This window comes from Caballeronia sp. GAFFF1 (assembly GCF_023630705.1).
Classification (GTDB): domain Bacteria; phylum Pseudomonadota; class Gammaproteobacteria; order Burkholderiales; family Burkholderiaceae; genus Caballeronia.
Genome location: NZ_JALQEM010000031.1, coordinates 180,693 through 191,833 on the forward strand (window position 1 = coordinate 180,693; position 11,141 = coordinate 191,833).

Consider the following 11,141-nt stretch of genomic DNA (forward strand, 5'->3'; position numbering starts at 1 on the left):
CTCTCGTCGGATGTTGGGTTACTTGATGACCGCGACATGTCCGTCGCGCGTAAAGCGTTTGATCCGGGCTTCGTCCAGTTCGATGCCGAGACCCGGGCCGCTCGGCACGGTGAGCTCGAAGTCGCTGTAATTCAGTGGCTCGACGAGAATCTCCTCGGTGATGAGCAGCGGGCCGAACAGCTCGGTGCCCCATTGCAGATTGGGCAAGGTCGCGAAGAGCTGTGCCGATGCAATCGTGCTGACCGCGCCTTCCAGCATGGTGCCGCCGTAAAGCTCGATGCCCGCTGCATCGGCAATGGCGGCCACGCGTTGTCCCGCGAAGAGACCGCCGCTTTGTTCGATCTTGATCGCGAAGACGTCGGCGCCTTCGTGCTTGGCGATCTGGAACGCGCTTTCGGGGCCTTGCAGCACTTCGTCGGCCATTAGCGCAACGGGGAACCGGCGCATCAGGCGCGCGAGCGCCGCCGTGGATGCAACCGGCTGCTCGACCAACTCGCAGCCGGCATCAGCGAGCGCGGGAATGGCTCGTGCGGCCTGCGTTTCACTCCAGGCCATGTTGACGTCGACCCGCACGGCCCCGCGATCGCCGAGCGCACGCTTGATGCCGGCGACATGTTCGATGTCCGCTTCGATCTGCCTTGCGCCGATCTTGAGTTTGAAGATCTTGTGCCGACGACGCTCGAGCATCGTCTCTGCTTCCGCAATGTCCTTGTTCGTATCGCCCGATGCGAGCGTCCAGGCAACCGGGAGACGATCACGATGACGGCCGCCCAGCAGTTCGCTGACGGGTACGCCAAGGCGCTTTCCCTGCGCGTCGAGCAGCGCGGTTTCGAGCGCGCTCTTCGAGAAATGATTGACCCGCACCAGCTTGCCGAGGTGAGCCATGAGCGCCTGCACACGCGTCGCATCGCGGCCGATGCATGCGGGCGCGAGATACGCATCGGTGGCGAGCTTCATCGACTCGGGGCTTTCCGGACCATACGCCATGCCGGCGATGGTCGTGCCTTCGCCGATGCCGACGATGCCGTCGCTGCAGAATACCTTCACCAGCATGAGCGTCTGCCCGTGCATGGTGGCGACGGAAAGCTTGTGCGGGCGAATTGTCGGCAGGTCGACGAGACAGGTTTCGATGCGTTCGATCGTCGCTGAAGTCATGGCGATAGGTTCGATAAGTGCAAACGAGTGACGCGGGCGCTGTGCAGGCTCGCCGCGCACACTCGCTCATTGCGGCCGGTGCAAGTTCGATGCGAGTTCGAGGACAAATTAATTCGCCAGCGTGCAAGCGTCAAATAGATCAAATGTCGCCTGCGTCATCCACGAAATGAATGACGCGTCGGCGCGAATGCCGGTTCCCTTCAGAACTTGTGGCGGATGCCCACGCGGACTGTGGTTTGACGATCACTCGTGGACGGCGTGAGATTGTTGATTGCCGCAACGGCCGCCGCGCCGGTGGAGTCGGTACCGGATGCCTTCTGGTGGACGCCGATCACATAAACGTCAGTGCGCTTCGACAGGAAGTAGTCGGCGCCGAGCGCGCCCTGGTAATACTTCGCGCCCGGGTTGTTACCGGTGGCCGAATCGACGTCGCCGCCGTTCGTGTAGTCGAACGCCGCGCCGAGCACGAGCGCGGGTGTCAGTTGATACTTGAAGTTCACTTCCACGTTGTTGAAGATTGCATTGCCGGCATAGCCGCGCGGATTGGGTCCGGAGTTCACCGTATCGCCGAGGTTCTTGAACTGCACGTTAGAGTATGTCGCACCCAGCGTCGCCGCGCCAAATGCGTACGCCGCGCCAGCCGCGACGATTTGATACGTCCGCGCCGACGCGTAGCCGCTATATACCGGCGACGAAATGAAGTTCGCGCTCGCGGTGGGCGGCGTACTCGCACCGTTGTCACCGAAGAAGCCGACGTTCGGGTTGCGCGCGTTCAGATAAGCGACGCCCAGCGTAAGCGGTCCGTTCGCATAGCCCGCTCCAAGGGACCACAGCTGGTTGCGTGAAACCGCCCCTGCCACGCCACCCAGGCTGTAGACGCCGCCGAACGTTATTCCGTAGTATGCCTTACTAACGAATTTGATCGCGTTGTTCACGCGATATGCGTTGTTGAGGTTGTCCAGATCGCCTGGATGCGCGCCGATATATCCCGCCCACTGGGTCCCGGACTCGAACGGGCCCACATAGTCGACGGCCGAATCGTATTGACGACCGAGCAACACGGTGCCCAAAGCACTGGACAAGCCCACATACGCCTGGCGACCGAACATCAGACCCTGGGTGCTGCCGCGATTCTTTTGCGCAAGCGAGCCGTTGTTGAGATCGAAGCCGTTCTCGAGTACGAACAGTGCAGCGAGCCCGCCACCTAGCTCTTCCCTACCCCTCAGCCCCCAGCGGCTTGCCTGCATGACGCCGCTCGACAAATTGTAGAGATTGTGACCGCCCGAGTTCGAGGTCCAGTTGAAGCCATCGTCGACGATGCCGTACAGCGTCACCGCGCTTTGTGCCTGCGCCGTGCCTGCAACTGCGAGCAGCGCGAGAGAAGTTGCCAAGGCGAGTCTCATACGTGCGTATTCCATGCGAGTGGTTCTGTTGAATGACGCAATGAAGGCTCATTGCGGGGTTGACGGGATGCGCCACGCAGTCTGCGGTCGCCCGTTCCACACGGCAAATAAACCAAAAGCATGACCGGCGATAAGCGCGATCGATATGTCATTCAAAGCAAGGGTTATTACGTACGGCACGCGAAGCACATGCATCAGATTCATGTCGTGCATTTTTGTCTCGAATTTGACCGCGGTTATCGACGCTCATATCGTGGGCACATCGCATCGATACCATTCGCGCCGCTTCTTGAGCATCAGGGAAGCGGGAACCATCACCTCATGTCTTCCCCCACCATGAACCCTGAAGCTCTGAATTCCGATCTGGGCACGCTCGCTCAAAGCCGAGCGGCCCGTCGTCCAAGCAACGTGCGCCGTGCGGTCACGACTGCAGTACTCGGCCAGATCCTCGAGTGGTACGACTTCTTTCTGTATGGAACGGCTGCGGCGCTCGTCTTCGGCAAGCTGTTCTTTCCGGTCGGCACTGATCCGCTCACGGGCACCATCGCCGCATTCGGCGGCTTCACCGTCGGCTTCATCGCGCGACCCATCGGCGGCGTACTATGCGGGCATATCGGCGACCGCTACGGTCGCAAGGCCGTGATGATGCTTACCCTGCTCACGATGGGCACCGCTACGGTCCTGATGGGCGTTTTGCCAACGTATCAGCAGGTCGGCATTGCGGCGCCCGTGATGCTGGTTCTGCTGCGCATTCTTCAGGGACTGGCCGCCGGCGGAGAATGGAGCGGCAGTATCTTGCTGATCCACGAGAACGCGCCGCAATCAAGGCGCGGGGCGCTCGCGGCATGGAGTCCGTGCGGCGCGGCACTCGGCTTCGTCCTCTCCACCGGTGCATTTCTTCTGGTGCAGAACCTGCCGGCGGGCGACTTTCAAAGTTGGGGATGGCGCCTTCCGTTTCTCGCAAGCGCTGCACTCGTTCTTCTCGGCTTGTGGATGCGCCGCTCGGTCGGAGAAAGCGCCGCGTTCGCCGAAGTCAAGGCGACGCGCCACGAGAGCCGCATGCCTGTCATCGAAGTGCTGCGCCAATGTCCGCGCGAAGTGCTCACCGTGTTCGGCCTGCGCTTCGGCGAGGGCGCGGCGTCCTACCTTTTCTTCGCGTTCTCGATCGCATATGGGCAGTTTCTCGGCATCAAGTCGAGCTGGATCCTCAGCGGTCTGTGCATTTCGATGCTGCTCATGATCCCCGTGTCGCTCTTCTTCGGCTGGATGACCGACAAGGTCGGACGCAAACCCGTGTATCTCGCCGGCGCTATCGCCATCGTGCTCGTCGCATGGCCGTATTTCGCGCTGCTCGGCTCGGGCGAATACTGGAAGGTAGTCGCGGCGCTCGTTCTCGCGAACAGCATCACGCTCGGCATTCTCGAAGGCGCGCAGCCCGCGTTCATTAGCGAGATGTTGCCGGTGCATCTGCGTTTCTCCGGCCTTGGTATCGGTCGGGAAGTCTCTTCCGTGCTCGGCGGCGGCCTCTCGCCGATGATCGCCACCGCGCTGCTCGCCCACTATCACAGCGCCGTGCCCGTCGCCATCTACCTTGGCGTACTGGGCCTCATCACCGTCGCCGCCACGTTGATCGCACGCGAGACGTATCCCAAAGCGATGCGCGCCGCTCATCGTCGCCAGCCCGAATGACATCGACACACATCGACCGAGAGGTATCCCCTATGCAAGCCCTTCAAAGCGAAGCCATCATCGATTCGCAAAACGACTATCCCGAGTACGCCGGACCGCTGCCGCTCGATGCGCTGATCGAGGAAGTCGAGCGCCGCCGCGACGAATTCGACGCCCTGTCTCACGTGCCGCGCGATATGGTCGGCAAGATGAAGCGCGCGGGCATCTTCCGCGCGAGCACGCCCAAACGTTTCGGCGGCGACGCGCTTCCGCCAGCGCGCTTCCTCGAAATCCTGGAACGCATCGCGATCGCGGACGGTTCGACCGCATGGGTCGCGGCGTTCGGCTCCGCCAACACGTATCTCGCCTCGCTGCCAGTCGAGACGCAGGCGCAGATCTATGCGACCGGTCCCGATCAGGTTTTCGCGGGCGGGCTGTATCCGCTGCAGAAGGCCCAACGTGCGCCCGGCGGCTTCCTCGTATCGGGACAGTGGCGCTTCGCGAGCGGCTGTAAGGGGGCGGACTGGATCGGCGTCGGAATCGGCGGCGCACCCGCCGGCGCGGACGACAAGAACGCGGGCAAGCCCTTTACTGCCGTCTTCCCCGCGAGCGAAGTCGAGATCGTCGATAACTGGAACGTGGTCGGCATGCAGGGCACGGGCAGTCACGATCTGCGTCTCAAAGACAAATACGTCGAGGAGCAATGGACTTTCGTGCGCGGCGGCACGCCGCTTATCGATGAACCGTTGTATCGGTATCCCGCCGTCGCCTATCAGGCGCAGGTGCATGCCGCGGTCAACATCGGCCTGGCGCGCGCTGCACTCGACCTGCTGGCGGGGATGTCCGGAGTAACGAAGACCACGACCGGCGCGCCGCGTCTTGCCGATCGCGCCTACTATCGTTCGGGGCTCGCGCAGGCGGAAGCACAACTGCGCAGCGCGCGGGCTTTCTTCTTCGAGTCCGCGGAAGCATCGTGGCGCACGGTGCTCGCGGGCGATCCGGTGCTGCCCGCAGAAGCCAACCTGTTGCGTCTGTCCGCGACGCATGCGGCTCACACCTGCGCCGATATCGTGATGCAGGCGTACAAGATGGCGGGCATCGGCGCGATCTATCGCGAGAACCGGATGCAACGTCTGGTACGCGATTCGATCGTCGTCACGCAACACGCGTTCCTCGGCGAAGGCAACTACGACGCATCGGGCGCGATCTTCGTCGGCATTCCGCCCGTCACGCCGTATCCCTGAACCAGCGAACCCTGAAAGGACATCAGCCATGACTCACGATCAAGCGCGCGCGCAGTTTCGCAACGCAATGGCCTCGCTCGGCGCGGCCGTCAACGTCATCACGACCGACGGCCCGCACGGACGCTGCGGTATCACCGCAAGCGCCGTATGTTCGGTGACCGACACGCCACCGACGATGGTCGTCTGCATCAATCAGTCGAGCTACGTTCACGACGTGTTGCTCAATAACGGCCGAGCCTGCATCAACGTGCTGGGCGCGCACGCGCAGCAACTGGCGCGCGTGTTCGCCGGCATGGATGGTTGCTCGATGGACGAACGCTTTGCGCGCTGCGGCTCGCGGCCGGGCGCACTGCAACTTCCCGTGCTCGACGATGCGATCGCGAGTCTCGAAGGCCGTATCGTGGACAGCAAGAAGGTCGGTTCGCATTCGGTGCTTTTCGTGCAAGTCGATCACATCGGCCTATGCGAAGACGGCGATGGCCTCGTGTATTTCGGCCGGCAGTTTCATCGGCTCGCGCGCGCCGCATCCTGCGAGGCGGCGTGACGATGCAAGTCTGCCTGTTTCTGATAGGTGCGAGCGGACAAGAATCGCTGCTTGAGATTGCGCCGTTGCAGGACATCGAAGGCTTGCGCAAATTGATCGTGCACGAGCCGATCACCCAACGCGTCGATCCGCGCATTGCGCCCGCTACCGATGCGCCCTCGTGCGTCCTGCAACTCTATTTCGATGAACTGGCCACCCTCGAAGCAGCCGCAAGCCGCGACGGCCCTATTCACCGCGCACTGCAAGCACAGTCGTTATGTGAGCGCTTCACGCAGCAAGTCATGGCGGTGCGAGCCCTCGTGTCGACCACGCCGGGTCGCGAAACGCGCGTGCAGCGGTGTACGTATCTCGTCGGGTACGAAGGCCCGGCCGAAGACTTCGACACATGGCTCGCGCATTACCTGCAACATCACGCGCCGCTGATGTCGACTTTACCCGCACTGCGCGAGCTGGAAATTTATACACGCATCGAGTGCACCATCGGCTTACCTTGCGCGCGTGTAAATGCGATGCAGCGTAACAAGGTCGTATTCGTCGATGCGTCCGCGCTCGCCGATGCGCTGGCTTCGCCAGTGCGCGACCTGATGCGCCGCGATTTTCATGCTTTGCCACCCTATCAAGGAGGCACGCCGCATTTTGCAATGCGCAGCACATACGGTAACCTCGCCACACATTGATCGCTGCATGGCGGACCATGCGCTCGTTCGTGAGTGAACCGTATGACGAAGCTGAACGTCGGTCTCGCCGATCTGAACCTGCTGCGCGTGTTCCTCGCCATCTGGGACCTGCGCAGCCTCACTGCCGCCGGCGACCGTCTCCAGTTAACGCAGCCAGCAGTCAGTCACGCGCTGCGGCGCTTACGCACCATCTTCGATGATCCGCTCTTCGTGCGCACGCCTACCGGCATGGTGCCGACCGATGCGGCGCACCGGTTGTACCCGCCGCTCGCGCAGGCTTTGTCGATCATCAACGAGGCGGTCCAGCAGCTTGCCAAGTTCGATCCTTCGACGGCACGGCGCGTCTTTCGCATCTCGATGTCGGACATGTCGGAGTTCTTTTTTCTGCCACCGCTGCTGTCCTTGCTCGACCGCGAGGCCCGCGGCATTCGCATCGAAGTCGTCAACCTTCCGGTGGAATCCGTGAGCGCAGCCATGCGCGCCGGGGAGATCGATCTTGCGCTGGGCTACGTGCCGGGCCTCGACGCGGGGTGCATGAGCCAAACCTTATTCGTCGACGAGCATGTCTGCGTGGTGCGCGCCGATCATCCGTTAGGCAAGTCGCGGCCCACGCGCGAGGACCTGGCCGCCTTGCGCTATGTCTACGCGAGCACCAACGCGACGGGCCATCGCATGGTCGAGCAATGGCTCGACGAGCTCAGTCTGAAGCGCGATGTCGTGGTCCGGTTGCCGCATTTCGTCGTGGCGCCCGAGATCGTGATGAACACGGACCTCGCCGTTATCTTCCCGAAAAGCATTGCGCTGCGCTTCAACCGTGGCAAGGCGTTCCGCATTCTGCCCTTGCCTTTTGCTCTGCCGCCCATCGAAATACAGATTCACTCGCACACGCAGTTTGCCAACGATCCTGGCGTCGCGTGGTTGCGGGAAACCCTCTCCGCGATGTTTCGTCAGTCCGAGGAGTGACGTCCATTTGCTGCGCTGATATCACGACGTCTTTTCGGCGAATTTGACGACGGTCTGACTCGCCTCGACACTGCTTGCTATGCGAAGCCTTCAAGGCCGCAGTCCTACTCTTTCGATGCGAGCAGACATGGCAACAGTTCCTACCCCGACCGCCGCAACCAGCGCAGCAACGCCGGACCGCGCCCTCAAACGTATCGTCATTGCGTCTGTCGCGGGCAATGCGATGGAGTGGTACGACTTCTTCGTCTATGGCACAGCGGCCGCGCTCGTGTTCGGCAAGCTGTTCTTCCCCGCCAACGCCGATCCACTGATCGGCACGCTCGGCGCGTTCGCTGCGTTCGCGATGGGCTTCGTCGCGCGGCCGCTCGGCGGTATCGTGTTCGGCCATATTGGCGACCGTTACGGACGGCGCGCGTCGCTCGTCTGGACGCTGCTCATCATGGGTTTCGCGACCTTCGGCATCGGCTTGTTGCCGACTTACGATCACGTCGGTCTTTGGGCCCCGGCCGCGCTCGTCGCACTTCGCCTTCTGCAAGGCATTGCGTCCGGAGGCGAATGGGGCGGAGGCGTACTGATGATCAGCGAGAACGCGCCGCCCGAGAAGCGCGGCTATTACGCCGCGTGGAGTCAGCTCGGTGTGGGCGGCGGTTTCGTGCTGTCCTCCGCGGCGTTTCTCGCAGTGCAGGCGTTGCCGCACGAGCAGTTCATCTCCTGGGGATGGCGTCTGCCCTTTCTCGCGAGCATCGTGATTTTTGCGCTCGGCGTCTACATTCGTCACAGCCTGCCGGAGAGCCGCGACTTTGAGAATGCGGAGAAATCGGGCAAAACATCGCACATCCCGGTGCTCGAAGCCATCAAGCGTCATCCGAAGGAAATCCTGGTGGCGATGGGCCTGCGTGTCGCGGAAAATGGCGGCGCCTACATCTTCCTCGCGTTTTCGCTCGTGTACGGCAAGTTCGTCGGCATCCCCAATTCGACGATGCTCACCGGCGTCATGCTTGCCATGACCGTCGAAATGATCGCGATGGTGCTGTGGGGCAAGCTCTCCGATCGCATCGGACGCAAGCCTGTGTACATGATCGGCGCCGCTTCCCTTGCGGTGATGGCCTTCCCGTTTTTCTGGCTGCTCGACACGCATGCGACCCCGCTCATCTGGCTCGCACTGGTGCTCGGCACTGCCGTCTGTCACGGCGCGATGATCGGCACCTTGCCCGCGCTCGTCGGCGAGTTGTTCAGCACGGAAGTGCGCTACTCCGGCGTCGCGCTCGGGCATGAAGTGGCCTCGATTTTCGCAGGCGGTCTGTCGCCGCTGCTCGCGACTGCGCTGCTGTCGCACTATCACGCGTCCTGGCCTGTGGCCGTGTTCCTCATCGTGCTCAGTCTTGTCACGGTCGTGACACTGCGCTTCACGCGCGAAACGCGTCATCAGTCAGGTTGATGCGACACACGATTTTTAGCCTATTTTGCTTATTCGACGGCCGAGACTACCATCGACGCATGGTTTCGGAAAACATCTCGAAAGGAAGGCGATCATGCAGGCTCACACCGTGAAAGTACGAGTCGACGCGTTGCGCGAGGAAGCGCATGGCGTGCGGTCGTTCAGCGTCTCCAGAATCGACGGCGCGCCGTTCGAACGCTACGAGCCGGGCGCGCATATCGACGTGACCAGTCCTTCGGGCGTGACACGCCAGTATTCGCTTTGCGGCGATCCCGCCTGTCTCGAGACGCAGATCTTCGCGGTGAAGAAGGAAGAGCAGTCGCGCGGCGGTTCTCGTTCGCTTCACGAAGAAGTGACCGTGGGCACCGAACTGGCCGTCGGCGCGCCGCGCAATCTCTTTCAGCTCGACCCGTCCGCAAGCGAGCACATTCTGATTGCCGCGGGCATCGGCATCACGCCATTGCTGTCGATGGCCTATCGGCTCCTTGCGAGCGATGCGCGCTTCACGCTGCATTACTTCGCGCGCAGCGAGGCGCACGCGGCTTTCATGACGCTGCTGACGCGCGCACCGTTCAGTGCTCACGTGAAACTGCATTTCGGCGTCGAGCGGAATCAACAGCGTAGCAAGCTCGCCGAATGTATCAGCGATGCCGGTCCTGACGCGCATGTCTACACATGCGGCCCGAGCGCCTTCATGGATGCTGTCGTGGAGACGGCGCAAGCCCGCCTGCCTGCGGATGCGATTCATCTCGAGCGATTCAAGGGCGAGCCCGCCGTGGCGGCCGAAACGTCGCTCGACAGCTTCGACGTGCAGCTCGCAAGCAGCGGACAAACGGTTCGCGTCGACAAGAGTACGTCGATCGTCGACGCGCTCGCTGCGATCGGCATCGAAGTCGATACGTCGTGCGGCGAAGGCGTGTGCGGTACATGCATGGTCGACGTCGTGAGCGGCGAACCCGAACATCGCGATCACTGCCTGAGCAAAGCAGAACGCGCAAGCAACACGGTAATCTGCTGCTGCGTGTCGCGTTCTCGCTCGCCTGTGCTCGTGCTCGACCTCTGAGCGCGATCACATCTTCTTGAAGCTCGCGAGGGTGTCGGTCATGAGGCTGCGCATCCACGCGAGGCCTTCGTCTTCGTGGAAGTGCTCGTGCCAGTGCATGGTCACGGCCACTCTCGGCAGCGGCACCGGCATCGCATAGATGCGAAACGCGTCGCCTCGATTGAGGATATGCGCGAGCTTTTCCGGCAGCGTAGCGAACAAGTCCGTTGCAGCCAGCACGCCGGGCACCGCCACGAAATGCGGTAACGCCAATGCGATATTGCGCCCGACGCCTTGTCCACGCAGCGCGTCGTCCAGCGCGTCATGACTGTGCTCGATCGAGCGGACCTGGACGTGCGAAGCCGCAAGAAAATGCTCGAGTTTGAGCTTCTTGCCTTCGGGCAGATCGTCGCGATCGCGCGTCATGCACACATACGACTCCTCGAAGAGCACGCAATGGCGCGTACGCGGCAACAGCGACGGCAAGTTGCCGATCGCAAAATCCAGCCGACTCGAGCGCAACGCCTCTTCTATCTGTTCAATGGGCAATGGCTCCACAACCAGCTTCGCGCGCGGCGCGGCGTCGCGTAACGCCGCGCAGATGGCTGGAAGATAGGCCATCTCCCCCGCATCCGACAGCGACAGGCGAAATGTTCGCGTGCTCGTCGCCGGGTCGAAGCGTTCGGCATAACGCAAGGCCTGCCGCACGGTATCGAGCGCGCGTCCCACGATCTCGGCCAACTCAAGCGCGACCGGCGTGGGCTGCATGCCCGCCCGCGTGCGGATGAACAGCGTGTCGTCGAACAAGGTGCGCAGCCGCCCAAGCGAATAGCTGACCGCCGGTTGCGAGAGCGCGAGCCGCTCGCCTGCGCGCGTCAGGCTGCGTTCCTCGACGATAGCCTGGAAAACGCGCAGGAGATTGAGATCGATGTGGTCGATGGAGGTCATGGCAGGCAGTTCCAGATATCGGCCGCACTGATTGAGCGATCCGTTTTTAATCGATTTGA

Annotated in this window: 10 protein-coding genes; 7 read left to right on the forward strand and 3 right to left on the reverse strand. The window is 62.3% G+C overall.

Annotated elements, in window-relative coordinates; translation table 11 throughout:
• Nucleotides 1-18: 18 nt before the first annotated feature.
• Entirely contained in the window at nucleotides 19-1,155 is a 1,137-nt protein-coding gene (locus NCR37_RS17675) for a muconate/chloromuconate family cycloisomerase (RefSeq protein WP_250474141.1), read from the reverse strand.
• A 200-nt stretch (nucleotides 1,156-1,355) separates the two neighbouring features.
• Nucleotides 1,356-2,558, reverse strand: a complete 1,203-nt coding sequence (locus NCR37_RS17680; protein ID WP_250474142.1) for a porin — start codon at nucleotides 2,556-2,558, stop codon at nucleotides 1,356-1,358.
• A gap of 336 nt (nucleotides 2,559-2,894) precedes the next feature.
• On the opposite strand from NCR37_RS17680, the gene NCR37_RS17685 reads away from it, so the two are divergent.
• From NCR37_RS17685 to NCR37_RS17715, 7 genes are all read left to right on the forward strand, one after another.
• A complete protein-coding gene (locus NCR37_RS17685) occupies nucleotides 2,895-4,247 on the forward strand; it encodes an MFS transporter (RefSeq protein ID WP_250474245.1) in 1,353 nt (450 codons plus the stop codon).
• Nucleotides 4,248-4,279: 32 nt separating this feature from the next.
• Nucleotides 4,280-5,470 (forward strand): acyl-CoA dehydrogenase family protein, encoded by a 1,191-nt coding sequence (locus NCR37_RS17690; protein ID WP_250474143.1) that lies wholly within the window; start codon nucleotides 4,280-4,282, stop codon nucleotides 5,468-5,470.
• A gap of 28 nt (nucleotides 5,471-5,498) precedes the next feature.
• Nucleotides 5,499-6,014 carry a flavin reductase gene (locus NCR37_RS17695; RefSeq protein WP_250474144.1) on the forward strand — a complete coding sequence of 172 codons (516 nt, stop codon included), beginning with the start codon at nucleotides 5,499-5,501 and terminating at the stop codon, nucleotides 6,012-6,014.
• Between the two features lie 2 nt (nucleotides 6,015-6,016).
• The gene (locus tag NCR37_RS17700; RefSeq protein ID WP_250474246.1) at nucleotides 6,017-6,691 is read left to right on the forward strand and encodes an ethyl tert-butyl ether degradation protein EthD; all 675 of its coding nucleotides are present in this window, start codon (nucleotides 6,017-6,019) and stop codon (nucleotides 6,689-6,691) included.
• 42 nt (nucleotides 6,692-6,733) lie between these two features.
• Nucleotides 6,734-7,654 carry a LysR family transcriptional regulator gene (locus tag NCR37_RS17705; RefSeq protein ID WP_250474145.1) on the forward strand — a complete coding sequence of 307 codons (921 nt, stop codon included), beginning with the start codon at nucleotides 6,734-6,736 and terminating at the stop codon, nucleotides 7,652-7,654.
• Nucleotides 7,655-7,781: 127 nt separating this feature from the next.
• Entirely contained in the window at nucleotides 7,782-9,092 is a 1,311-nt protein-coding gene (locus NCR37_RS17710; protein WP_250474146.1) for an MFS transporter, read from the forward strand.
• 94 nt (nucleotides 9,093-9,186) lie between these two features.
• Nucleotides 9,187-10,155, forward strand: coding sequence for a PDR/VanB family oxidoreductase (locus NCR37_RS17715; protein WP_250474147.1), 969 nt, complete (start codon nucleotides 9,187-9,189; stop codon nucleotides 10,153-10,155).
• Nucleotides 10,156-10,161: 6 nt separating this feature from the next.
• On the opposite strand, the gene NCR37_RS17720 is transcribed toward NCR37_RS17715, so the two are convergent.
• Nucleotides 10,162-11,082, reverse strand: coding sequence for a LysR family transcriptional regulator (locus tag NCR37_RS17720; RefSeq protein ID WP_250474148.1), 921 nt, complete (start codon nucleotides 11,080-11,082; stop codon nucleotides 10,162-10,164).
• Nucleotides 11,083-11,141 lie beyond the last annotated feature (59 nt).

Bases quoted from the DNA above. Each gene is read 5' to 3' on its own strand.
- NCR37_RS17675 (WP_250474141.1), bottom strand. From the start codon at position 1,155: ATGACTTCAGCGACGATCGAACGCATCGAAACCTGTCTCGTCGACCTG.
- NCR37_RS17680 (WP_250474142.1), bottom strand. From the start codon at position 2,558: ATGAGACTCGCCTTGGCAACTTCTCTCGCGCTGCTCGCAGTTGCAGGC.
- NCR37_RS17685 (WP_250474245.1), top strand. From the start codon at position 2,895: ATGAACCCTGAAGCTCTGAATTCCGATCTGGGCACGCTCGCTCAAAGC.
- NCR37_RS17690 (WP_250474143.1), top strand. From the start codon at position 4,280: ATGCAAGCCCTTCAAAGCGAAGCCATCATCGATTCGCAAAACGACTAT.
- NCR37_RS17695 (WP_250474144.1), top strand. From the start codon at position 5,499: ATGACTCACGATCAAGCGCGCGCGCAGTTTCGCAACGCAATGGCCTCG.
- NCR37_RS17700 (WP_250474246.1), top strand. From the start codon at position 6,017: ATGCAAGTCTGCCTGTTTCTGATAGGTGCGAGCGGACAAGAATCGCTG.
- NCR37_RS17705 (WP_250474145.1), top strand. From the start codon at position 6,734: ATGACGAAGCTGAACGTCGGTCTCGCCGATCTGAACCTGCTGCGCGTG.
- NCR37_RS17710 (WP_250474146.1), top strand. From the start codon at position 7,782: ATGGCAACAGTTCCTACCCCGACCGCCGCAACCAGCGCAGCAACGCCG.
- NCR37_RS17715 (WP_250474147.1), top strand. From the start codon at position 9,187: ATGCAGGCTCACACCGTGAAAGTACGAGTCGACGCGTTGCGCGAGGAA.
- NCR37_RS17720 (WP_250474148.1), bottom strand. From the start codon at position 11,082: ATGACCTCCATCGACCACATCGATCTCAATCTCCTGCGCGTTTTCCAG.